22 protein-coding genes are annotated in these 23,742 nt (G+C 66.3%); 11 read left to right on the plus strand and 11 right to left on the minus strand.

Translation table 11 applies throughout. The features are described from left to right. The first annotated feature begins 55 nt into the window (after positions 1-55). The 6 genes from A7X12_RS00360 to A7X12_RS00385 all read left to right on the plus strand — a co-directional run bounded on the left by A7X12_RS00360 (position 56) and on the right by A7X12_RS00385 (position 8,851). Complete coding sequence (locus A7X12_RS00360) at positions 56-1,216, plus strand: hypothetical protein (protein ID WP_064309656.1); 1,161 nt, start codon at positions 56-58, stop codon at positions 1,214-1,216. Between the two features lie 47 nt (positions 1,217-1,263). After that, positions 1,264-2,727, plus strand: a complete 1,464-nt coding sequence (locus A7X12_RS00365; protein WP_064309657.1) for a Dyp-type peroxidase — start codon at positions 1,264-1,266, stop codon at positions 2,725-2,727. A 13-nt stretch (positions 2,728-2,740) separates the two neighbouring features. Next, positions 2,741-3,526 (plus strand): thioesterase II family protein, encoded by a 786-nt coding sequence (locus tag A7X12_RS00370; protein WP_198161791.1) that lies wholly within the window; start codon positions 2,741-2,743, stop codon positions 3,524-3,526. A gap of 132 nt (positions 3,527-3,658) precedes the next feature. Further along, complete coding sequence (locus A7X12_RS00375; protein ID WP_064309658.1) at positions 3,659-6,385, plus strand: TonB-dependent receptor; 2,727 nt, start codon at positions 3,659-3,661, stop codon at positions 6,383-6,385. 223 nt (positions 6,386-6,608) lie between these two features. Then, a complete protein-coding gene (locus A7X12_RS00380; RefSeq protein ID WP_064309659.1) occupies positions 6,609-7,973 on the plus strand; it encodes an MFS transporter in 1,365 nt (454 codons plus the stop codon). Positions 7,974-8,158: 185 nt separating this feature from the next. After that, entirely contained in the window at positions 8,159-8,851 is a 693-nt protein-coding gene (locus A7X12_RS00385) for a VIT1/CCC1 transporter family protein (RefSeq protein WP_064309660.1), read from the plus strand. Between the two features lie 29 nt (positions 8,852-8,880). On the opposite strand, the gene A7X12_RS00390 is transcribed toward A7X12_RS00385, so the two are convergent. Continuing rightward, a complete protein-coding gene (locus A7X12_RS00390; RefSeq protein WP_064309661.1) occupies positions 8,881-9,762 on the minus strand; it encodes an NAD(P)H-binding protein in 882 nt (293 codons plus the stop codon). A gap of 113 nt (positions 9,763-9,875) precedes the next feature. Further along, positions 9,876-11,372, minus strand: a complete 1,497-nt coding sequence (locus A7X12_RS00395) for a replicative DNA helicase (protein WP_064309662.1) — start codon at positions 11,370-11,372, stop codon at positions 9,876-9,878. A gap of 81 nt (positions 11,373-11,453) precedes the next feature. Here A7X12_RS00395 and A7X12_RS00400 point away from each other — a divergent pair, with 81 nt between their 5' ends. Genes A7X12_RS00400 through dcd form a run of 3 tightly spaced genes read left to right on the plus strand, consistent with a single transcriptional unit; the run spans position 11,454 to position 12,979 of the window. Beyond that, entirely contained in the window at positions 11,454-11,936 is a 483-nt protein-coding gene (locus tag A7X12_RS00400; RefSeq protein WP_064309663.1) for a UPF0262 family protein, read from the plus strand. A gap of 5 nt (positions 11,937-11,941) precedes the next feature. After that, on the plus strand, positions 11,942-12,391 hold the full coding sequence (locus A7X12_RS00405; RefSeq protein WP_064309806.1) for a cytidine deaminase: 450 nt from the start codon (positions 11,942-11,944) through the stop codon (positions 12,389-12,391). A 33-nt stretch (positions 12,392-12,424) separates the two neighbouring features. After that, positions 12,425-12,979 carry a dCTP deaminase gene (gene dcd, locus A7X12_RS00410; protein ID WP_010543264.1) on the plus strand — a complete coding sequence of 185 codons (555 nt, stop codon included), beginning with the start codon at positions 12,425-12,427 and terminating at the stop codon, positions 12,977-12,979. Positions 12,980-13,163: 184 nt separating this feature from the next. On the opposite strand, the gene A7X12_RS00415 is transcribed toward dcd, so the two are convergent. From A7X12_RS00415 to A7X12_RS00430, 4 genes are all read right to left on the minus strand, one after another. After that, positions 13,164-14,189 carry an aspartate-semialdehyde dehydrogenase gene (locus tag A7X12_RS00415; protein ID WP_064309664.1) on the minus strand — a complete coding sequence of 342 codons (1,026 nt, stop codon included), beginning with the start codon at positions 14,187-14,189 and terminating at the stop codon, positions 13,164-13,166. Positions 14,190-14,413: 224 nt separating this feature from the next. Continuing rightward, positions 14,414-15,661: a DUF418 domain-containing protein gene (locus A7X12_RS00420; RefSeq protein ID WP_232318190.1), complete on the minus strand. Its 1,248-nt coding sequence runs from the start codon at positions 15,659-15,661 to the stop codon at positions 14,414-14,416. 175 nt (positions 15,662-15,836) lie between these two features. Continuing rightward, on the minus strand, positions 15,837-17,699 hold the full coding sequence (locus A7X12_RS00425) for a methyl-accepting chemotaxis protein (protein WP_232318192.1): 1,863 nt from the start codon (positions 17,697-17,699) through the stop codon (positions 15,837-15,839). Between the two features lie 128 nt (positions 17,700-17,827). Further along, positions 17,828-20,059, minus strand: a complete 2,232-nt coding sequence (locus tag A7X12_RS00430) for a S9 family peptidase (protein ID WP_064309667.1) — start codon at positions 20,057-20,059, stop codon at positions 17,828-17,830. Positions 20,060-20,379: 320 nt separating this feature from the next. Between A7X12_RS00430 and A7X12_RS00435 the strand changes: the two genes are divergently transcribed. Next, positions 20,380-20,673 carry a hypothetical protein gene (locus tag A7X12_RS00435; protein WP_064309668.1) on the plus strand — a complete coding sequence of 98 codons (294 nt, stop codon included), beginning with the start codon at positions 20,380-20,382 and terminating at the stop codon, positions 20,671-20,673. Positions 20,674-20,697: 24 nt separating this feature from the next. Here the strand turns inward: A7X12_RS00435 and A7X12_RS00440 are convergent, their stop codons facing one another. Beyond that, the gene (locus A7X12_RS00440) at positions 20,698-21,090 is read right to left on the minus strand and encodes a GAF domain-containing protein (RefSeq protein WP_232318199.1); all 393 of its coding nucleotides are present in this window, start codon (positions 21,088-21,090) and stop codon (positions 20,698-20,700) included. Positions 21,091-21,473: 383 nt separating this feature from the next. Between A7X12_RS00440 and A7X12_RS00445 the strand changes: the two genes are divergently transcribed. Further along, positions 21,474-21,782 (plus strand): hypothetical protein, encoded by a 309-nt coding sequence (locus A7X12_RS00445; RefSeq protein ID WP_084444922.1) that lies wholly within the window; start codon positions 21,474-21,476, stop codon positions 21,780-21,782. Between the two features lie 166 nt (positions 21,783-21,948). Here the strand turns inward: A7X12_RS00445 and rplS are convergent, their stop codons facing one another. Genes rplS through A7X12_RS00465 form a run of 4 tightly spaced genes read right to left on the minus strand, consistent with a single transcriptional unit; the run spans position 21,949 to position 23,707 of the window. Beyond that, positions 21,949-22,335 carry a 50S ribosomal protein L19 gene (rplS, locus tag A7X12_RS00450; RefSeq protein WP_064309669.1) on the minus strand — a complete coding sequence of 129 codons (387 nt, stop codon included), beginning with the start codon at positions 22,333-22,335 and terminating at the stop codon, positions 21,949-21,951. A 1-nt stretch (position 22,336) separates the two neighbouring features. Next, entirely contained in the window at positions 22,337-23,071 is a 735-nt protein-coding gene (trmD, locus tag A7X12_RS00455; RefSeq protein WP_064309670.1) for a tRNA (guanosine(37)-N1)-methyltransferase TrmD, read from the minus strand. Further along, on the minus strand, positions 23,068-23,445 hold the full coding sequence (locus A7X12_RS00460; RefSeq protein WP_064309671.1) for a type II toxin-antitoxin system VapC family toxin: 378 nt from the start codon (positions 23,443-23,445) through the stop codon (positions 23,068-23,070). Before A7X12_RS00460 ends, trmD begins: the two co-directional genes overlap by 4 nt. Continuing rightward, positions 23,438-23,707 (minus strand): AbrB/MazE/SpoVT family DNA-binding domain-containing protein, encoded by a 270-nt coding sequence (locus tag A7X12_RS00465; protein WP_064309672.1) that lies wholly within the window; start codon positions 23,705-23,707, stop codon positions 23,438-23,440. Before A7X12_RS00465 ends, A7X12_RS00460 begins: the two co-directional genes overlap by 8 nt. Positions 23,708-23,742 lie beyond the last annotated feature (35 nt).

Here is a 23,742-nt window from a genome sequence, read left to right on the forward strand (position 1 = left end):
TGCAGCACATCGTTCCCGTGCCACCGTACACACTCCTTTGAGGCGATGCAGGAACATGAATGACCTGACAGTCTACGTTCCGATCAAGAGCGGCCAGGTCGAATCCTTGCGGTCCATTCTGCAGCGGATCAACGACAACAAGCTGGATAACGATCTGTACCTCCTCCAGGAGGACAGGCTGACGCACAGCTCGCGATGGGTGATCGTGGACGACGATCCGGGGCGCGGTCCGCAGCTGTTGCTCGCGGCGGAGTTCGATGGCGAGCTGGACGACTATCTGCGCCATCAGATGGCGATCACGCCCGGCCTGGACGAGATCTGGAGCCATTGCGAAGGCTATGCCGGCCGCGCGCACTTCATCGATTTCATCCGCAGCAACGCCTTCCCGACCCAGGCTTTCTACATCGCCTTCCCCGACGAGACGGTGGCGTCGATCCGGGCCAAGATCGCGGTGCGCGAGCGGCTGGAGGGTCTGCTCGATCGGGCCGGACCCGTGGCGGAGTCGACCGCCGCCGTACTGGCCGGCATGCCGAACGTGCGGACGCCGTGGCAGAAGGTCGGCGATTTCCTGGGTCGCGTGCGGCAGAACTTCCACGACGCCTGGCTCTCGCTGCTGCTGGCGATCATCAAGCCGATCAGCCAGATCGGCCAGACGAAGAATTTCAGCCGGGTGACCTCGTTCGTGAAGAACCCGCTGACCCCGCGCGCCCAGCAGCTCACCGATCTGGACGGCCAGATGGTGACGATCACGACGATCAAGCCGTGGCGCTATCCGCGCCTGTGGCTGGCCTTCTGGATCAACCAGTTCCTGGGCAGGTTCGGCTGGGCGCCCGGCCTGTTCGCCGATGTCGGCAACCTGCATTCGTTTCGCTGGGTGCTGATCGACAATCGCAAACGCCTGATCTTCCTCAGCGTCTATGACGGCAGCTGGCAGAATTACATGGGCGATTTCATCGACAAGATCATCTGGGCGCTGGACGGCGTGTACAACAACACCTTCGGCTATCCCAAGGGCGGCATGCGGGACGTGACCCAGTTTCAGCGCTGGATCCTGAACCATCAGTATCAGCCCCAGCTCTTCTACCGCGCGTATCCGGAGGAATCGGTGCTCAACCTGATCCGCGATCGCACGAGCAACAACACGCTGGCGCAGATGGCCCAGGCAGGGCTCGCGCTCGAAAGCGCGAAGGTGCGCGACACGTTGAACGCGCTTTGAGGCCGGCATCGGGGGCGTACCCGCGCGGCCGATAGAGGGGGCTTGGCATGACGGAAGCGACTGCGGACACGACGATCGTCGACCGGGCGGACATCCAGGGGATCATCCTCAGCGGCTATAATCACCTGCCGCATGCCGCCTATCTGTTCCTCTCGTTCGGCAACGCGAAAGGCGCGCGGCGCTGGCTGGGGGCATTGCTCCCGTCGATCAGCACCGGCGCGCGCTGGTCGCGTTCGAAGGCGGGCGGACTGGAAAAGCCGGGCGAGGCCGTGTTCCTGGCGATCAGCTTTCCCGGCTTCGAAGCGCTGGAGCTGCCGGAGACGACGCTCAACTCCTTCGTGCCCCCCTTCACGCTGGGGGCGGCGGCGCGGGCCGACATCCTGGGCGATGTCGGCGAAAGCGCGCCGCAGCATTGGGAGATCGGCGGCCCCGACAATCCGGTGGTCCACGCGCTGCTGATTGCCCATGCGCACAGCGCCAAGGCAGTGCACCTGCTGGAAGCGAAGCTCACCGCGCTGATCGAGGACAGCGACGGCGCCGTATCGCTGGTCGCCGCCGAACATGGTTATCGCCGGCGTGAGGCCAAGGAGCATTTCGGCTTCCACGACGGCTTGTCCCAGCCTTATGTCGATGGCGTGGGCGCGCCGAAGCGCGACGGGCAATTGCCGGTGGATACGGGCGAGTTCATTTTCGGCTATCGCAACGCCTATGGCCTCTATCCGGTCAGCCCGGTTGTGCCGCTGCGCGACGATCCGCACGATATCCTGCCGCCCTTCCCGGAGGGGGCGTTGCCGGAATGCCATGATTTCGGGCGCCACGGCAGCTATCTCGTGTACCGCAAGCTCGAACAGGACGTCGCCGGCTTCTGGAAGCTGATCGAGGCACAGGCCGAGGCGGAGGCACCGCAGATGCTCCAGCTCGCGGCCAAATGCCTGGGGCGCTGGCCGAGCGGGCAGCCGATCACGCTGTCCCCCGAGCGGGACCCGTTCGACTATACCGACAACAACGACTTCGACTTCATGCCGTTCGATCCTGACGGGCTGCGCTGCCCGATCGGATCGCACATCCGCCGGGCCAACCCGCGCGACGCGCTCGCCAACGACACGCCGCTGGACTCGCTGCGGACCTCGAGCCGGCACCGCCTGATCCGGCGAGCGACCATTTATGGAGCGCCGCTGGTCACCGCGGGCCAGACCGAATGGCCGCACGCGCCGAAGGGGGTGGAGGACGACGGCAAGCCGCGCGGGCTGCAATTCCTGGGGATCAACGCCGATATCGCCCGGCAGTTCGAGTTCCTCCAGCAGAGCTGGTGCAACGAGCCGACGTTCAATGCACAGTTCGCGACCAAGGACCCGATGATCGGCGACAATGCGGGCCAGGGATATATGACACTGCAGGCGACGCCCTTTCGCCGCCGCATCCCGCACATGCCGCGCTTCGTGGAGACGCGGGGAAGCGTCTATCTGTTCCTGCCGAGCATCACGACGTTGCGCTATCTGGCCGGTCGCTGAAAGCCTGGCGCCGGTGGCTGCCCTGGCGATCCCGGTCCGGCTGGGTCCGGCCTTGTGGTGCTATCGCAGCGGGCAGCCCCCCTTGCTGCGCCTGCTGTGCTTCGCCCATGCCGGCGGCGGCGCCTTCGCCTGTCGCGGCTGGCGCGCGTGGCTCCCGTCCTATGTCGAGCTGGTCACGGTGGAATTGCCCGGCCGGGGGAGCCGGCTGCGCGAGACGCCGGCGACGGACCTGCGTGCCGCCATGGACGCGCTGATGCCCGAGATCCTCGCGCTGGATACCACGCCGATCGCGCTGTTCGGGCATAGCATGGGTGCCTTGTTCGCCTTCGAGACCGCGCTCCGGATGCAGGCATGCGACCGCCCGCCGCGACTGCTGATCCTCGCCGGTTGCGCGACGCCCGCGCACATCGCGGCGCGCCCGCGGATCCGGGACCTGCCCGACGCGCAGTTCGTGGAGGCGTTCGACCGGATGGGCGGCATCCCCGATGCGGTGCTGGACGATCCGGACCTGCGCCGGATCACGCTGCGCACGCTGCGCGCCGACATGACGATGGTCGAATGTTACCGTGCCCCGCACGCGGCCCGGATACCCTGCGACATCGCGGCGCTCGCCGGCCGCCGGGATCCGATCGCCAGCCCGGAGATGATGCGCGCATGGTGCGATATGGCCGCGGCGGGCTTCACCCTGGACAGCTTCGACGGTGGCCATTTCTTCGTGCAGGACGCGATCGGCCTGGTGGCTGGACGCATCCTGTCGCTGGCGGACACCGCGCTCGTGTCGCACGGCAGGCGTGATTAGGTACTTTACCGGAAGCGCCTATGCCATGGAAATTCAGACCTAAATCGGTGAGCATTCACCGAAACTTATCGCTATTTCGGCACAGTCGGCGAGCAACCCAAAGCAACAGCTTGGATTGGGAGGATAGCCGAAATGTCGAAGTGCGCGTTCTTGTTGTCTGCCGGTATTCTTGCCCTCGCCGCCCCCGCCGCGGCGCAGGACCTGCGCGGCTCCGCCGCCAACAACCCCGCCGGCACCGAGAATGAGTCCCCGAACACCGCCGATATCGTCGTCACCGCGACCCGCCGTTCCGAACGCCTGTCGAGCGTGCCGATCGCCGTCTCCGCCTTCGGCCAAGCGGCGCTGCAGAACTCGGGCGCGACCGACATCCGGCAGATGACGCAGATCGCGCCGTCGCTGCTCGTCTCCTCCACCGGGTCCGAGGCCAACGCGGCCGCACGCGTGCGCGGCATCGGCACGGTCGGCGACAATCCGGGGCTCGAAAGCTCGGTCGCGGTGTTCATCGACGGCATCTATCGCAGCCGCACCGGCTCGGGCCTCAACGACATGGGCGAGATCGAGCGCATCGAGGTGCTGCGCGGCCCCCAGGGCACGCTTTCGGGGCGCAACTCCTCGGCGGGCGCGATCAGCATCTACACCAAGCTGCCCGAATTCAAGTTCGGCGGGTTCGGCGAGGCGACCTATGGCAATTTCAATGCCGTCCGCCTCTCCGGCGCGCTGACCGGCCCGGTGGTGAAGGACCTGCTCGCCTTCCGCATCGACGGCGTCTATTCGAAGCGCGACGGCTATCTGCACGATATCGTCAACAACACCGAATATAACGACCGCAATCGCTATTTCGTGCGCGGCCAGCTGCTGTTCACCGTCACGCCCGATCTCGCGATCCGGCTGATCGGCGACTATACGCATCGCAAGGAAAAGTGCTGCGGCGCCGTCTATACCGACACGCGCGAAAAGCTGGACCCCACCCCCGGCGTGCCCGGCGACTTCGCCATCAACCCCGCCGGCAACCGCATCGCCGCGATCCTGCGCAGCCTGGGCGGCGTGCTGCCCAGCGATGGCAACCCCTATAACCGCCAGATCGCGCTGACGCCCGGCCGCGCCTATGCCAATCTCACCACCGATTACGGTGTCTCGGCACGCGTGCGCTGGAACTTCGGATCGACGCAGCTGACCTCGCTTACCGCCTATCGCGAGTACAAGTCGGGCGGCGCGGGCGACATGGACTATGGCAATGTCGACCTGGTCTACCGCCCCGATGACGGCAAGGCCTATCGCCAGTTCCACACCTTCAGCCACGAAAGCCGCTTTTCGGGCACGATCCTGGACAACAAGCTCGATTGGCTGGTCGGCGGCTATTATGCGCATGAGAAGCTGCAGGTGGCGGACAATCTGCGCTTCGGCACCCAATATGGCGCCTTCGCCGCCTGCCGCATGGTGGCGACGATCAACGCCGCGGCAGCGCTGCGCGACCCCACCCGCCCCGGCTGCCTCAGCCCCGCCGGCCGCACGGTGCTCACCCCGGCGGTGGGTCCGCAGGTGATCGGCGGCATCGATCGCCTGAGCACGCTCAACAACCTCGGCTCCTCGCTGGACCTCTACGATCAGACCAGCGAGAACTGGGCCTTCTTCACCCACAATATCTACAAGCTCACCAAGTCGCTGAGCTTCACGCTCGGCGCGCGCTACACGCATGAGAGCAAGTCGCTGAAGGCGGCGTTCAACAACAACAACACCGTCTGCCCCGCGCAGCAGGCGGCGATGGGGCCGCTGCTCGCCAGCAGCAACGCCACGCTCCAGTCGCTGGCGGCCGGCATCGTCACGCTGACCTGCACGGGCAATTCCACGTCGGCGCTGACCGGCGTGCCCCTTGCCGACAAGTTCAAGGAGGGGCAGCTGACCGGCACCGCGGTGCTTTCGTGGAAGCCGACGGAGAGCACGCTGTTCTATGCCTCCTACGCGCGCGGCTACAAGGCGGGCGGCTACAACCTCGATCGATCCGACCTGTCCACCACGGTGTTCACGACCCCGCGCCAGTCGGCGGTCGCCAATCTGCGCTTCGATCCGGAGACGGTGAACGCCTATGAGCTCGGCGCGAAATATACCTCGCGCCACATCACCGCGAACGTGGCGCTGTATCGATCGGAATTCGCCAATTTCCAGCTGAACACCTTCAACGGCACGGCCTATATCGTCCAGAATATCGGGGGATGCAGCACCCCGCTGAACGGTGCCGACCGCGACAATAATTCCGCGACCGGTGCCTGCACGGGCAGCGTCGGCAAGGGCGTGGTGACGCAGGGCGTGGAGCTGGAAGTGGGCCTGTACCCCGCATCCAACTTCACCGTGAACCTGGGCTACACGCTGGCGGACGCGAAGTACCAGCACGACCTGGTGGGCAGCAAGGCGGGCGAGCCGCTCAATGCCGCGCTGTTCCTGCTGCCGGGCAGCCAGATGTCCAACGCGCCGCGCAACACCGTGACCAGCGCGGTCACCTGGACGCCCGCGCTGGGCGGCAGCGGGCTGACCGGCCTCCTCTATGTCGATGGTCGCCTGACCAGCGACTACAACACCGGATCGGACCTGTTCATCGAGAAGATGCAGGACGGCTTCTTCACGATGAACGCACGCATCGGCGTGCGTGGACCCGACGAGAAATGGGCGGTGGAGCTGTGGGCGCAGAACCTGCTCGACACCAACTATCAGCAGGTCGCGTTCAACCTGCCCTTCCAGGGCGCCGGCAGCCGATCGCAGGTCCAGGCCTTCGGCGCGCCGAGCTTCGCGGTGGGCAATGCGATGTTCGGCTCGTTCCTGGCCGAGCCGCGCACCTACGGCCTGACGGTCCGCACGCGGTTCTGAGCGACTGCTATCCTCCCCCGGCAGGGGGAGGTGGCAGGCCGTAGGCCTGACGGAGGGGGAGGAAGCACGCCGATCGCGAGGTTCTGGCATCCTCCCCCTCCGTCGCCTGCGGCGCCACCTCCCCCTGGCGGGGGAGGATACGGCCTGCCCCCTACCCCGGCGCTGGCTGGCTCTCCCCCCCAACCCCGGCTACAGCCGGCGCCATGCAACGCCGCACCCGCCGATGAGCGACACCGCCCCGCCCGCCCCCCGCCATGGCGGCTGGATCATCGCGGCGTGCATGTGCGCCTCCAGCCTCGCCTTTCTCGACGGATCGGTGACCAACGTCGCGCTGCCGACGATCGGGCGCAGCCTTGCCGCCGACCCGGCGACGCTCCCCTGGATCATCAACGCCTATCTCCTTCCCCTCTCGGCACTGCTGCTGTTCGGCGGCGCGACGGGCGACTATTTCGGCCGCCGCCGAATGCTGATCCTGGGCGTGGCGATCTTCGCGCTGGCCTCGCTCGGCTGCGCCCTATCCAGGGGCACCGACCTGCTGCTCGCCTCGCGCGCGCTGCAGGGGATCGGCGCGGCGATCCTGATGCCCAACAGTCTTGGCCTGCTCGGCAGCAGCTTTCACGGCGAGGCGCGGGGACGCGCGATCGGCACCTGGGCCTCGGCCGGGGCGATCGCCTCGGCCGTCGGCCCGCCGCTGGGCGGCTGGCTGGTCGACGCGGTCGGCTGGCGTTCGATCTTCTACCTGAACCTGCCCGTCGCCGTCGCCGCCATCGCCATCGCCTGGCGCTTCGTGCCGGAGAGCCCGCACGGCAAAGGCGGGCTCGACTGGCTGGGGGCGGCGCTCGCCACTGCCGGGCTGGGCAGCCTGACCTGGGCGCTGACCCTCTGGTCGAGCAGCCATGCGGTTTCCGCATCCTCCGCTATCGGCCTGCTCGGCGGGATTGCGCTGCTGGCGGGCTTCGTCCTCCACCAGCACCGCCTCGGCGAGCGCGCGATGATGCCGCTGGCGTTGTTCGGGTCCTTGCCCTTTGTCGGGCTGACCGTGCTGACCCTGCTGCTCTACGGCGCGCTCGGCGGGCTGATCCTGTTGCTGCCCTATCTGCTGATCGTCGGCGGCGGCTATCCGCCCGCACAGGCGGGGCTCGCGCTTCTCCCCTTCTCGATCGTGATCGGCATCTCGTCGCGCTTCGCCGGGCGGCTGGCGGCGCGGATCGGCGGGCGCTGGCCGCTGTCGATCGGGCCGATCGTGACGGGCCTCGGCTTCTGGCTGCTCTCCGGCGCCGACCCGCAGGCGAGCTACTGGACGAGCGTCCTGCCGGGCATGCTGGTCCTGTCGCTCGGCATGGCGGGCGCGGTGGCGCCGCTGACCACGGCGGTGCTCGCCTCGGTGGACGATCGCTTCACCGGCACCGCCTCCGGCTTCAACAGCGCGATCGCGCGGACCGGCGGGCTGGTGGCGACCGCGCTGGCCGGTGCGGTGCTGTCGCAGACCGGCGCGGCGCTGGTCGGCGGGTTCCACGTGGCCGCGCTGGTCTGCGCGGGACTCGCGATAGCAGCGGGCGTGACGGCGTTTGCAACGCTGAGAGAATGATATTGATTAGCGTTATTAGAACGACGCGGGTCGTTCGGCGCGGGATGTTTGCTGCGAATGCGTGGCATTTAACCCGCCTGTGCCCATGGTTCGCGGCACGGCATCGCCCTACAGGCGCGGGATCTTCCCCATTGCCGCGCGGCGCGCGCCGTCCCATCCTCCGGACACCCTAGCAGAGGATCCTCATGCGCCCGCATCGCGAACAACATCTCGTATCCCGGATCGGCTGGCTGCGCGCCGCCGTGCTGGGGGCGAATGACGGCATCGTATCCACCGCCAGCCTGATCCTGGGCGTGGCAGCCTCGGGGGCCGAGCGGCCCGCGCTGCTCGTCGCGGGCGTGGCGGCGCTGGTGGCGGGCGCGATGTCGATGGCGGCGGGCGAATATGTCTCGGTCAGCTCGCAGGCCGATACCGAGCGCGCCGACCTCGCTCGCGAGCGGGTGGAACTCGCCACCGTCCCCGAGGCCGAGCTGCGCGAGCTGGCGGGCATCTACGTTGACCGCGGCGTCGATCCCGTGACCGCCGGGGCGGTGGCCGAGCAGATGATGGCGCACGATGCGCTGGGCGCGCATGCCCGTGACGAGCTGCATATCAACGAGGTCACGACCGCGCGGCCGGTGGTCGCCGCGCTCACCTCGGCGGCAACTTTTACGGGGGGCGCGGCGCTGCCGCTGCTGCTCGCCGCGCTGCTGCCGATGCGCTGGATGGCGGCAGGCGAAGCGGCGGGATCGATCCTGTTCCTCGCCCTGCTCGGCGCGCTGGGCGCGATCACCGGCGGGGCCAGGCCGCTCAAGCCGGTGGTGCGGGTGGTGTTCTGGGGGGCGCTGGCGATGGCACTGACCGCGGGGATCGGGCGGGTTGTGGGGACGAGTGTATAGCAGGTCCCGGAGAAGCCGCCCGCGTGCGATCAGTTGCGGAACAGGGACAGGTTGCTGGCCAGCCAGTCCGAAAGGGCGCGCGGCGCCCGCTTGGTGAGCAGGGCAATGGTGCCGGTCGTCTCCGCCAGGACGGATTCGTTGAACAGTTTCTCCAGGCCCAGGCGCAAATCGGCGGCTGTTTCGCTGAAACCCGACGCGATCAGCGCATTACGCTGCTCGGCAGGCGTACGGTGCCTGTAGACGATCTCCCGCCCCAGCAATTGCGAGAGCAGCTGTGCCACGTCCGACATGGTCACGGGCGCAGGGCCGGTAAGATGATAGGCGCGCTGCACGCCGACGCTGCCGGCGTCGAGCAGCGCCAGACGCGCCACATCGGCAATGTCGCGCGTGTCGATGAAATTGACGAGGCCATCGCCGGCCGCACCGCCCCAATGATCGGCGGCGACCGCGCTGCCGACCTTGCCGAGGATATCGGCATAGGGGCCCGGACGCAGCACGGTATAGCCTATCGCCTTCGTCGCCAGATGCGCTTCGATCGCCATATGCCAGTCGAAGGGATGCACCTTGGCGGGGGGCCCCATCGAGGACAGCTTGACGATGTGGGAAACGCCGGCGCCCACCGCCGCGTCGATCAATGCGATCTCGTTGGCCACCTGACGGTCGGAGCTTCCATGCGCCAGGAACAGGCGGTCGACGCCCTGCAACGCATCGGCCAGCGTGGCGGGTGCGTCGAAGTCGACACCCACGATCTCGACGCCCGAAGGCAGGCATGCCGCGCCGGGATCGCGGGTGAGCGCCACGACCTCGACAGGATCAGCGACGAGTTGGTGGACGAGCGTAGCGCCCACCCGCCCGGTAGCGCCCGCAATGGCGAGGCGCGGACGACGGCGTTCTTCGATAGGATCGGACATGTCTTTGACCTTGCTCGCATTTGAGGACGTCCGGCGAGCATAGGGACTGCCGGCAACAGGCGAGCAGTAGACACGGGTAGGGGCTAAGGCTCTTCAGGTATCGGGCCCTCCCCTCAATACCCCTCCGGCGCCAGATCGCTGAACTTGGTGAACTGCCGGTCGAAGCGCATGTGCACCGAGCCGGTCGCACCATGGCGCTGCTTGGCGATGATCACCGTCGCCTTGTTGGCCACTTCCAGCTGGCGCGCCTGCCATTCCTCATAGGCCATGCGTTCCTCGGCGGTCTCGGTGCCGTCGGGGATCTTCGTCGGGGCCTTGAAGTCGTGGTAATATTCGTCGCGATACACGAACAGCACGATATCGGCGTCCTGCTCGATCGAGCCGGATTCGCGAAGGTCGGAGAGCTGCGGGCGCTTGTCCTCGCGGCTTTCCACCGCGCGGCTCAGCTGGGAGAGCGCCAGCACCGGGACATGGAGTTCCTTGGCCAGCGTCTTGAGGCCGCGCGAAATCTCCGAGATTTCCTGCACGCGCCCGTCGCCCGAGGCCTTGGCCGAGCCGGTGAGCAGCTGGAGATAGTCGACGATCACCATGCCGATCTTGTGCTGGCGCTTGAGCCGCCGCGCGCGGGTGCGCAGCGCCGCGATGGTGAGGCCCGGCGTATCGTCGATATAGAGCGGCAGCCGCTCCAGATCGCCCGCGGCGCGCGCGAACTTCTGGAACTCGGCGTTGCTCAGCTGGCCGGTACGCAGCTTTTCCGAGACGACCTCGGCCTGCTCGGACAGGATACGCATCGCCAGCTGGTCGGCCGACATTTCGAGGCTGAAGAAGGCCACCGGCGCGCCGATCGACTTCTCCTCGGCGATGCCCGCGTCGAGATCGTCCATGTAGCGCTTGGCCGCGTTGAACGCGATGTTGGTGGCGAGCGAGGTCTTGCCCATGCCCGGTCGGCCGGCGAGGATCAGCAGGTCCGATCGGTTGAAACCGCCGGTCGAGGCGTTGAGGTCGCTGAGCCCCGTGGTGATGCCCGAGATGCCGCCGCCCGAGTTCATCGCCTTTTCGGCCTGCTTCACCGCCAGCGTCGCGGCGCGGGTGAAGGACTTCACCCCGGCTTCCGAATCGCCCTGCTCGGCGACCTGGTAGAGGCGGAGTTCGGCCTGCTCGATCTGCTTGGAGGGATTGATGTCCTGGCTGGTGTCGAGCGCGCCCTCCACCATGCCGCGGCCCACATCCACGAGGGCGCGGAGCTGGGCGAGATCGTAGATCTGGTCGGCGAAGGAGCGCGCGCCGATCAGGCTGGCCGGGTTGCCGGTCAGCTGGGCGAGATAGGCCGGGCCGCCCAGCTCCTTCATCGCCGGATCGTTGGCGAACAGCGGGCGCAGCGTGACCGGGGTGGCGAGGCGGTTGTCGCCGACCAGATGCGCGATCTGCTCATAGATGCGGCCGTGCAGCGGCTCGAAGAAATGTTCGGGTCGCAGCTTCTGGAGCACGTCCTCGGCGACTCGGTTGTCGATCATCATCGCGCCGAGCAGGGCTGCTTCGGCTTCGACATTCTGCGGGAGACTCAGGCCTTCTTGGGGCTCGGGTGCGGGAAAGGGGATCGGCTGTGCCATCCGTCCCTCATCGGCCAATGCGGGGGGCACGGCAACCACATGGCTTGTGGAAAACGGGGAATGCTTCCAAAGCTGCGGCCTATGGCCGATCCGCGGATCCTCGACGTGACCCTCGACGAGCGCACCATCCTGTGGCGCTCAGCGGATATCGAACAGGAACGCCGGATCGCAATCTACGATCTGCTCGAGGACAATCACTTCGCCCCCCAGCGCGCGCATGCCGATGGCTATGCCGGGCCGTACAAGCTGCACCTGAGCGTCGAGGAAGGCCGGCTGGCGCTGGCGATTCGACGGGCGGACGATACGCCGCTGGAGACGATCGTGCTCGGCCTTGCCCGGTTCCGCCGGCCGATCCGCGACTATTTCGCGATCTGCGACAGCTATTACCAGGCGATCCGCAACGCGACGCCGGCGCAGATCGAAACGGTCGACATGGCGCGGCGCGGCATCCACAACGACGCGGCCGAGCTGCTGCGCACCGCGCTGGAGGGCAAGATCGAGGTCGATTTCGATACCGCGCGGCGGCTGTTCACGCTGATCTGCGTGCTCCACATCAAGGGATGAGTTTCATGACCACCGATACCCGCGCGCTGATCGCCGCCGCCCGCACCGCTGCGCGCAACGCGCATGCCCCCTATTCCAACTTCGGCGTGGGTGCCGCGGTGCTGCTGACCGACGGCACGGTGGTGACCGGCGCGAATTTCGAGAATGCCAGCTACGGCCTGTCGCTCTGCGCGGAGACGGTAGCGCTGGCGACGGTCTCGGCGCAGGGGCGCTTGCGCGACGTGGCGGAAATCGCGGTGATCGGCGGCCCGATCGGCGCGGACGGCGTACCCACGGGCACTGCCCCCGTGAGCCCCTGCGGTCGCTGCCGCCAGGTGATCAACGAGGCCGCCCAGCTCGGCAAGCGCGACCTGCCGGTGCATTGCGGCGCGGCCGAGGGCGACGCGGTGGCGAGCTACCGCCTGTCCGAGCTGCTGCCCCAGGCGTTCGGGCCGGGAGATCTGGGGATCGCTTGACGCGGCGGCCCCTCCCCCGCACTACCCGCCGCCATGTCCATTCTATCCGACCGCTGGATTCGCGAGCAGGCGCTCAACCACGGCATGATCGAGCCCTTCGTCGAGAGCCAGCGGCGCGAGGGCTGCATCAGCTACGGCCTCTCCTCCTATGGCTATGACGCGCGCGTGGCCGACGAATTCAAGATCTTCACCAATGTCGACAGCGCGGTGGTGGATCCGAAGAATTTCGACGCGAACAGCTTCGTCGATCGCAAGACCGATGTCTGCGTGATCCCGCCCAACAGCTTCGCGCTTGCCCGCACCGTGGAATATTTCCGCGTGCCGCGCGACACGCTGGTGATCTGCCTCGGCAAGTCGACCTATGCGCGCTGCGGGATCATCGTGAACGTGACGCCGCTGGAGCCCGAATGGGAAGGCCATGTGACGCTGGAGTTTTCCAACACCACGCCGCTCCCGGCCAAGATCTACGCCAATGAAGGCGCCTGCCAGTTCCTGTTCCTCAAGGGCGAGCAGCCCTGCGAGACGAGCTATGCCGACCGCGCGGGCAAATATATGGGCCAGCGCGGGGTGACCCTGCCGCGGCTTTGACGTCGCCGCGCTTGCGCGCCCCGCCCGCTTGCGGGGAGGGGTCGGGGAAAGGCGTGACGTGGGAGCGCTTGCCGGCGCGGTGCCGCACGGGATCGGGACTGCCCCTGCCCTAGCCCCTCCCGCCCGCGGGAGGACAACGCACGCGGGAAGGTCCGGGCGGCACGTTCGCGCCGCCCGGATCCCGTTACGCCTTTTGCAGGTGCCGCCGGCCGAGCAGCTCCGCGATCTGCACCGCGTTCAGCGCCGCGCCCTTGCGGAGATTGTCCGACACGCACCACAGCGACAGGCCGTTCTCGACGGTCGAGTCCTCGCGGACGCGGCTGACATAGGTGGCATATTCGCCGACGCTCTCGATCGGGGTGACATAGCCGCCATTCTCGCGCTTATCGACGAGCATGATGCCCGGCGCCTCGCGCAGGATGTTCTGCGCTTCTTCCGCCGAGATCTCGTCCTCGAACTCGATGTTGATCGCCTCGGAATGGCCGACGAACACGGGCACGCGCACGCAGGTCGCGGTCACCTTGATCTTGGGATCGAGGATCTTCTTGGTCTCGACCACCATCTTCCACTCTTCCTTGGTCGATCCGTCGTCGAGGAAGCTGTCGATATGCGGGATCACGTTGAAGGCGATCTGCTTGGTGAACTTTTGCGGCTCGACCTGGTCGCCGACGAAGATCGCGCGGCTCTGGTTGAACAGTTCGTCCATGCCCGCCTTGCCGGCGCCCGAGACCGACTGGTAGGTCGCGACCACCACCCGCTTGATCTTGGCGGCATCGTGCAGCGGCTTGAGCGCCACCACCATCTGCGCGGTCGAGCAGTTGGGGTTGGCGATGATGTTGCGCGCCTTGTAGCCGTCGATCGCCTCCGGGTTCACTTCGGGCACGATCAGCGGCACGTCCGGGTCCATGCGGTAGAGCGAGGCATTGTCGATCACCGTGCAGCCCGCGGCGGCGAACTTCGGCGCGTACTTGGCGCTGCCTTCCGAGCCGATCGCGAACAGCGCCATGTCCCAGCCGGTGGGATCGAAATGCTCGATATTCTGGACCTTGTACTGTTTGCCGGTCTCGCCATAGTCGACCATGTCGCCGGTCGAGCGCGACGACGCCAGCACGGCGAGATCGTCGATCGGGAATTCCCGCTCGGCCAGGATGTTGAGCATTTCGCGACCGACATTGCCGGTGGCGCCTGCGACGACGACACGGTAACCCATTTGTACCTCTTTCTTGCCCGCGCCGACACCTGCGGCGTGGAGGCTCTTTAGTGGGGATGGAGGATGGAATGCACCAGCATTCCGCTGCTTCGCTGCATAAAGCGCAGCTATCGCGCCCGGATTACGGGCGCGGTGTAATTCGCGTGGATTTGGCGCGTTTTCGAAGCATCGATCACGCCGCTAGCAGAAACATGCTTGCGTGGCGAGCCCCTTTTTGCGCAACTTCATGCTGCGGCGAGAGAGGCGTCCAGGCGCGGCTCCCGCGTTCGCCGAAAGGGCTGCCACCGGACATAGGCCAGCGAGCGCCACGCCCATTCCATCGGCCCCATGGCGAACATCCGCAGCCAGAGATTTGCGAGCACCACTTCGAACAGCAGCACCGCCAGCGCGACGGCGTAGAGCCCGCTCCAGCTGAGCTTGCCCCACAGCCCCGCACCCCAGGGCGCGAAGAGGATGTAGATGGCGATGAATTGCTGGAGGAAATAGAGCGAAAAGGCCGTCCGTCCCGCCGCCTTGAACGGCGCCAGTACCGCCTGGCCCGCCCCGCTGCGGACCAGCAGATTCACCAGCGCGACATGGCCGATCGACACCAGCATGCGCGCCGGCTCCTGCGTGATCCAGTAGCTGTGCGCGATGGGCACCGGCGACAGGGCCTCATGCGCCCCCACCGCCCGCGCGATCAGGCCCGGCACATAGCAGCAGAGCAGCAGGATCGCGTAGAAGCGCGTGCTGCGCCCGCCCTGCACCACCCGCCACTTCCACAGCGCGATGCCGACCAGCATCATGCAGAACGCCTCGGCGACCGTGAGCGCCAGCTCGGGCAGCATGAACTCGATATAGAAGCCGATGTTCATGCCCGCATAGGCCAGCCAGCTGCCGGCATGCCCCTTCTTCTCCATTTCGCGGATCTTCCTGGCGTCCTCGCCGCCCGTCGCGCGGCGCTCGAGCAGCTTCTGCCAATCCTTCTGCTTGGCCTGCTCGTCCCTGGTCAGCGGCTGGTGCGCCGCCACCTTCTTCTCGATCAGCGGGGCCGCGGCGACCAGCTCGACACGCTCCACGTAGAGCGGCACGCCGCTCACCGCCATGCCGAGCGCGAACAGCGATCCCAGCGCCAGCAGCACCCGCGGCCCCAGCAACCGGAAGGGAAACAGGAACAGCGCGGCGAGCGCGTAGACGTGCAGGATATCGCCGGTCCAGAGGAACACGAAGATATCCAGCAGGCCGAAGCCGAGCAGCCACAGGTTGCGCCGCCAATAGAGATCCGCCACCGCGACCGGCCCGTCCGGTCGCATCGCCCGCGCCGCCAGCACCATCAGCCCGCAGCCGAACAGGATTTCCAGCACCCCGCGCTGCGTGCCTTCCAGCGCGACTTCCACAAAGGCCCAGCTCCACTGGTCCAGCGGTGTCCAGCCGATCATCTGCGGGCGATTGAGCATCACCAGCGCCGTCTGACCTTCGAACGGTATATTCATGAAAAATATGCCGAGGATGGCAAGTCCGCGCAAGATATCCAGCACATCTATTCGTGCGGCACCGCGCACTGGTGCAAGTTGCGCAGCTGCTTCCAACGCCATGGCCCGCCCCCGTCAAAGACGAAGGCGAGCCTATAGTTTGCCTGACAAGGAGTCGAGTCGAGAGAACCGGCCTTCAGAAGCTGGCCCATTCTTCCACTTCGGCGCCGGTCTGGCGCACCGTGCTGACGGTGGCGGCATGGGCGACGTTCGACGCTACCGGCATCGCATGCACCTTCGACCGGATCGGCCTGCGATGGCTGCGGTCGCCCGCGTTGAAGCGCGACGCCTGTTCGGTCAGCGCGTTGACTTCCGAGCTCAGGTTCCGCGCGGCAGCCGAGGTCTGCTCGACCATCGCCGCATTCTGCTGGGTCGTCTGGTCGATGCTGTTCACCGCCGTCGCCACCTGGGTGACCGCGGTGGCCTGGACCTGGTTGTCCTTGGCCATCGTCTCGAGCAGCGAATGGACTTCGTTGACGTCGCCGACGATCGCGCCGAGCGCGCTGTCCACGCGACGCACCATGTCGACGGCTGCGTTGATGTCGGTCTGGGTCGCGGTCAGCTGATCGCGGGCGCGGCCGGCTTCCTCCTCCGCCCGCATCGCCAGCGCCGAGACGAGGTCGGCGACGACGGCGAACCCGCGGCCCGCTTCACCCGCCCGACCGGCTTCGACCGCCGCGTTCATCGCGAGCACCCGGGTCTGGAAGGCGATCTTGTCGAGGCCCTCGATGACGTTGTCGATGCCCTTGGCGCTTTCCGAGACGCGGCTCATCGCCTGCATCGCCTCGTCCGCCACCGTGCGGCCGGAGTCGACCACGCCGATGGCGCCGGTCGCACGTTCCACGGTCTTGGTCGAAGCGACGGCGGTCGCCTTGATGCGCTGGTTCATCTCGCTGACGGCCGCGGATGTTTCCTCCAGGCTGGCGGCGGCACCTTCGGTACGGCGGGCGAGATCCTCGCTGGCCTGGGCGATTTCGGCCGAGCCGGTCGAGATCGTCTCGGCGCTTTCGATCACCGCGGTAATCAGTTCGCGCAGTGCCGAGACCGCCGCGTTGAAGTTCTGCTTCAGCCCGTCATATTCCGCCTCGAAGCGCGTCTCGATGGTGGCGGTGAGATCGCCGCCGGCGAGCTTGCCCAGGCGATCCTCCAGCGTTTCCACGACGAGCGCCTGCGCGGCGTCGGCACGCTTCTTGGCCTCGGCCAGTTCCTCCTGGCGCAGCGCGGCTTCCTTGAAGACCAGCACCGACTTCGCCATCGCGCCCACTTCGTCGCCGCGCTCGGTGCCCGGCACGTCGGTCTGATTGTTGCCGCCGGCCAGCGCCCGCATCGTGTCCTGCAAACGCTCCAGCGGACCGGCGATCTGCGCGCGGGTGAGGAAGATGGCGATGCCCATGCTAACTGCAATCGCGACAAGTGCGACGATGAGCAACGTAACTGCGGCCGAGGCGACGCTATCCGATAGCGCGGACGACTGCTTCGTTGCTTTGTCGATCCGCGTGTCGTTGTAGGCCTTGATCGTCTTTGTCAGGTTCCCCGCCAGTACGTCGGCCTTGGCCAGCAGCGCTTTCGCCTCGTCATTCCTGTTCGCAAGGGATAGCTCGATCGCGGGCTCAAGAATCTTCTGCAACTCGTCCATGGCCGCATCGATTCGTCCGATGTCGACAGCGGCCTCCTTCTCGGAGTTGGCGACCTCGTTCAGATATTGCTGGGCCTGCTTGTACGAATCCCTCGCTTCGATCGCCGCGTCCTTGGCAGCGTCAGAGCTGCCATCGTACACCAGCGTCTTGTACACATCGTACATCATTGCGTTGCTGAGCCGATTCACGCGGACAAGCTTCGCCGAGTTTGGCATCCGCAAGTCCGTGAGGTCGGAATAGCGCGCGTCGATGTCGCGCATCACGCTGCCGCCATACCAGGCGACGCCCAAGGTAACGATGCCAAGCAGGCCCAGCATCATCATGATCTTGAACTGGATTTTCAGATTGGCGAGGAATTGCACGGTCAGGTCCTCCTAGGCACCCCAGGAGGGGCGCAGATCTCCCATCCGCGCATTATAGAAGGCAGGCGCGCCGCCTCGCCGCGGCGCGCCACCCGGTCTTCTACGTATTGGGTTGTTTTCGTAGGGCTTTACTTGGTCAACGCGCGATCAAGGAAGTTGAGAATAGTATTCCACAGATGCTCGCTGATGCCCGGACCGCCCACGCGGTGCGTCTGGCCGGGATAGAGCATCATCTCGAACGGCACCTTCTGCTGCTGCAGCGCTGCGTACATGGCGGTGCCGTTGTCGAGGACGACATTGTCGTCCGACATGCCGTGGATCATCAGCAGCGGATCGGCGATCCTGGCCGCATCTCCGAGCGTGCTCGAAGCCCCGTATGCCTCCGGCACTTGCCGGGGATCGCCCATGTAGCGTTCGGTATAATGGGTGTCGTACAATTCCCACTTGGTCACCGGCGCGCCCGAAACGCCCGCGGCGAAGGTGCCGGGCGCCGCCTCCAGCATCTTCAGCGTCATGTAGCCGCCATAGGACCAGCCATAGGTGGCGATACGCTTCGGATCGACGAACGGCAGCGTCTTCAGATAGCCGGCGCCCGCGAGCTGGTCCTGCACTTCCACGCTGCCCATGGCGTGCCAGATCGCACTTTCGAACGCGACGCCGCGATTGGCCGAGCCGCGATTGTCGATCTGGAACCAGATATAGCCGTGCTGGACCAGATATTGCTGCAGCGCCCCGCCCCAGGCGCGGCTGACGGTTTGCGAATGCGGGCCGCCATAATGCTGGAAGAAGACGGGATACCGCTTGCCGGGCTCCAGCTTGGGCGTGATCATCTCCCAGTGCAGCTCGGTGCCGTCCGGCCCCTGGATCGTGCCGAAGCTGCGCTCGCGATGCGCGGCCAGATAGGCGTGATAGGGATGCGCGGAATCGCTGACCGCGTTTTCCTGCACCCAGGCGATCCGCTTGCCGTCCGCATCGGCCAGATAGACCTGGCGCGGCTGGTTCGGATTCGACCGGCTGACGATCGCACGGGTGCCGCTCGCGTCCATGCTGGCAGCGTTCCACCAGCCGCGCTCGGTAAGCCGGGTGATCGCCGCAGGCTTGCGGTAATCGATCCAGTAGAGATGCCGCTCGAGCGGATCGTCCTTGTTGCCTTGGAAATAGAGCCGGCCGCGCTTCTGATCGACGCTGATGCCGTCGGGCGCCACTTCCCAGGCCCCCTTGGTCAACTGGGTGAATTGGCCCGCCTGCCAGCGATAGAGATGGCCGTGGCCGTCGCGCTCGGACCACCAGATCAGGCTGCCGTCGTCGAGCGGCTTCAGGCCATAGCTGAGGTTGATCCAGCTCTTCGGCGCCGCCTTCTCGCTGAACAATATGCGCGACGCGCCGGTGGCGGGATCGACGGCGAGCAGATCGAGCTGGGTCTGCGCCCGATTTTCGCGCTGGACATAGAGCGTCTTGCCGTCCGCCGCCCAGTCGACGCGGGCGAGATAAATGTCCCGGTCCGGCCCGAGATCGACCTTCACCCGCTTCTGCCCCGAGGGATCGAGCACATAAAGCTCGACCAGGGCGTTCGGCGTGCCCGCCTTGGGATAGCGCTGCTGGACGATGCTGGTGCCCTCGGCACCGATCGCGGCGCGGGTGACGATGCCGACCGGCGCCTCGTCGAAACGCTCCACCGCGACATAGGCGTCGTCGGGCGACCACCAATAGCCGTCGCTTCGAGCCATTTCCTCCTGCGCGACGAACTCGGCCTCGCCCCAGTGCACGGTGCCGGCGCCATCGGGCGTAACCCGCGACGCCTTGCCGCTGGTCAGGTCCATGATCACCAGATTCTGTTCCTGCACATAGCTGGCGAACCTGCCGGCCGGGCTGAGCGCCGCGTTCAGCTTCGGCCCCGCCGCGGCGGGCAGCTTGTCGACCTCGCCGGTCAGGCGCGCACGGAACAGCTCGCCGTCGAGCGGCACCAGGATCGAATGCCCGTCGGGCGCCCAGTCATAGCTGACGATGCCCTTGGTGCCGCCGATGCGCGCCCGCTCGCGCTGCATCTTCTCCGCTTCGGACAATTCCGCGCCCGAGCCGAGCTTCTTCGAATCGACCAGCATGCGCCACTGGCCGCTGGCGGTATCGAGCGCCCAAAGATCGTAGCGCTCGCGATCCTCGTCCCGATTGCGCAGCAGCGTCAGATATTTGCCGTCCGGCGACAGCTGCACCGCGCGGGGGGCGGGACCGTCCAGCGAAGGGCTGGCAAAGATGCGCTGCAACGTCAGTGCCTGCGCGGGCTGGGCCTGCGCCCCGGCGTCAGCCATGCCGGCCCCCATTGCGATCGCGGCCACGGCAACACCCAGCATCCATTTGCGCATCCAACACTCCGACATGCCGGCACCCTGCGGCCGGTGCGGGCTGGTTTATCGTCGCGGCTCTGCGCGTAAAGGGGTGAAGGTGGGCGGGCGGCACGATTCGCAACCGGGCGCGCGATGGACAGGCTTCGCAAGCATCCTATCCACGATCCTGAAATTTCGCACGAATCTGCACGCCGAAGAATATCTTCTTACTTCACTATGAATATACTCGACGTGGAGCTTAACTATGTTAATATGGCATTCAACTTGAGTATAACAATATTGACTAGGCCAATCAGGCTAAAAGCGGGCGCGTCTGATTGCTGTGGAGAAATTGCCGCATGTCCGTCGATGGTCTTGCCTCGATGCGTAATCCCGCTCCTGCGGAGTATGCTGCACGGCTACTCCAGCAGAACTGGCCTGGATTCATCCAGCTCACGCCCGCCGATATCGGCCTCAGTAATGGCGAACAGGGCGCAGCGGATTTCCTGGCGGTGGTCGCGTCGCTCAGCGACGCGGGCTATCTTTCGTACGAAGCGCTGCTCTTGAACGCGGAAGGGCCGATCCTGGTGGATGCCACCCTTACCGCGCGCGGACGCGCCGTTCTGACGCCCCCCACCGATCTGGCACACTGACCGGCCAGGACCGAGTCGGCTGCGTCAGTGAATGCTGACGAAGTTGCGCTCCACCTGGCCCGCCAGCGCGCGCAGTACGGCGACATCGGCCTCATGGAACGAGCGCGAGTCGCGACCGAGGACGGCCAGCGCGCCCACGCGGCGACCGGCATTCCACAGGGGGACCGAAAGCTGGCTGCGATAACCGAGCGCCAGCGCCTCCAGGGGATCCGCCAGCGCCCTGGCGGACTCCGCGGCATCGATACCATCCGCGGTCGCGAGCACCGAGCGCGATCCCGCCTGAAGTACCGCAACATCCCCGCGCAAAAGTGCCACCGCCGCGCGGGCAATCCGGCGCTCCTCCTGCCAAGGATTTGCCTCCGCCACCTGCTCGACACTGCCACCGGCAGCGATATTTACCATACTCCAACGCGACATTTCGACACCCCGATGAAAACGGTTGTCTTTTATGCGACTCGTGTAGTTGCGGGCAGTACGGACTTTTACCATTGGGCAAATCCCGCGCGGCGATCGACGCGCTTGTTCCAGATCGAGACGCGCCGAGATAGTTATCAACCGGTTAATTCGTTACGCTGGCAAACCGCATCTAGGCAAAATTTGCCGCGCGACGTAAACGGCCCGCGACGCTACGGCGGCGCGTACGAATCGACTGATTCGCGTCTCCGCAGCTGCATGAAAATTGTGCAACACGTGCGTCGTGTCCCGAAGCGACTCCGCCCGGACTGGCGGAAACATGGCTGAATGCGCCGCCGCATGGCGCGTCCGGCCTGGGCTGCAATCATGGTTCTGAGGAGGAATGCATGTCGATGAGCGTGGAGGGAGGCGATGCGTTGAATGCGCTCGATCCGCGCTGCATCACAGCCATCGCCGACGCATTGCAGCGCAGCTGGCCCGGCAGCGCGACCCTGAGCCCCACCGCGCTCGGGCTGGAGGCATCGCTGGACCGCCACCATGCCTTTATCGCCGCAATCCAGGGACTCTGCGACCGGGGCTTGCTCGCCTATGAGGCCCTGCTGATCGGCATCGGCGGACCGGAAGTCCGCGATGCGGCGCTCACCGCGCGTGGCCGCGCCCTTCTCCAGAACGACATGCTGCGCGCTGCCGCCTGAGCGGCGGCCTGTGTCGAGATCGCTGCGAAAGCGCGTCGGGGCCCTGGGCGTCGGCGCCTACTCTCGCGCGCAGTGTCGGCCAGTCCGGCACTGCAGGGCCGATGACGAAAAAGGGCGTGCGAACCGCTCGGTCCGCACGCCCCTTCGCATTCTGGGAAGACCAGCCTTATTCGGCGGCCTGCGCCTCGGTGCGGGTGTCGCGGCGCTCGGCGATACGCGCCGACTTACCGGTACGACCACGCAGATAGTAGAGCTTCGCACGACGCACGACACCGCGACGCACGACCTCGATCGAATCGATGTTCGGCGAATAGAGCGGGAACACGCGCTCCACGCCTTCACCGAACGAGATCTTGCGGACGGTGAAGTTCGAACCCATGCCCTTGTTGGCGCGCGCGATGCACACGCCTTCGAAGTTCTGCACGCGGGTGCGCTCGCCTTCGACGACCTTCACACCGATGCGGACGGTATCGCCCGGGCGGAATTCCGGAATCTTCTTGGCTTCGTTGAACTTGGCAATCTGCTCGGCTTCGAGCGTCTGGATGAGGTTCATCTCAGTCAGTCCCATGTTTTCGCCGCGCGCCAGAGGGAGACTGGACCCGAACGCCCTCATGGCGTTCCCAAAGGTCTGGCCTCCTTAGCCGTGTATCGGTCTCCGCCATGGCGCGACGCCAGGCTTCGATCCTCGCATGATCCCCCGATCGCAGCACTTCGGGGATCGTGCGCCCTTCCCATTCAACAGGTCGGGTATATTGCGGATATTCGAGCAGCCCCGTTTCGAAGCTCTCGTCCATGCCGCTGGAAGCCGCGCCCATTACGCCGGGAACGAGCCGAATGCAAGCATCGAGCAGGGTCAGCGCCGCCATTTCGCCGCCCGAAAGGATATAGTCGCCGATCGAGACCTCCTCGATCTCCCGCGCCTCGAAGATGCGTTCGTCGAACCCCTCGAAGCGGCCGCAGAGCACGATCGCGCCGGGCCCTGCCGCCAGGTCCCGCACGCGGTCCTGGGTCAGCGGCCGCCCGCGCGGTGTCATGGCGAGCAGCGGCCGCCCTTCCCGCGCAACGCTGTCGATCGCCGAAGCGACCACGTCCGCACGGAGCACCATCCCCGCCCCGCCCCCGGCCGGCGTATCGTCTACCGAACGGTGCTTGTCGGTCGCGAAGTCGCGGATCTGCACCGCCTCCAGCGACCACAGTCCCTCGCGCAGGCCGCGCCCGGCAAGCGAAATGCCGAGCGGGCCGGGGAACATCTCGGGGTACAGCGTCAGGATCGTGGCAGCGAAGGTCACAGCGTCCAGTTCTCAAGCTTGAGGTCGGGGATGTCGGCGAAATCCCGTTCGTTGTTGGTGATCAGCGTCAGGCCGGCCGCCAGCGCCTGCGCCGCGATCAGCCGGTCGCGCCGGGCCCGGCGGAAGGGCAAACGCGCATACACCTCCGCGGCGGCGGCGTCGAACGGTAGCAGCACGACGTCGCGAAGAAAGCTTTGCAAGGCGCGCTCGGCCTCGGGTGCACGAATGCCGAGCCGGACCTCTGCATAGCTGATGGCAGATACGGCAAGACTGCCGCGCACCTGCTTGCGGACCCGCGCATTGAGCGGCACAACCGAACCCTGAAGCAGGTAGATGCAGATATTGCTATCGAGCAGAAAGACCGGATCAGACATCGCGCCCTAGCTTGCGCAGATCCCAGTCCAACGCGCGCTCTTCCAGTTCTCGATCCTCGTCGGGGATCAACTTCAGATTCGGAAGTGCGCCGATCCAGTCCCCGCCGATCGTCTCCTCGCCGTCCACCGGCTCCACCGAAAAGCCGCGGCGTTCCTCGCGCAGTACGACTTCCGCGCCTTCCTTCAGGCCGAGCGCCTTGGGCAGGCGCAGTGCCAGCGAATTGCCCGACTTGAAGATCCTGGCGCGATATTCCTCGCCCATGGGCCACCTCCGTATATACGGGATGTATATACATT

This window comes from Sphingomonas sp. TDK1, assembly GCF_001650735.1.
Classification (GTDB): domain Bacteria; phylum Pseudomonadota; class Alphaproteobacteria; order Sphingomonadales; family Sphingomonadaceae; genus Sphingomonas.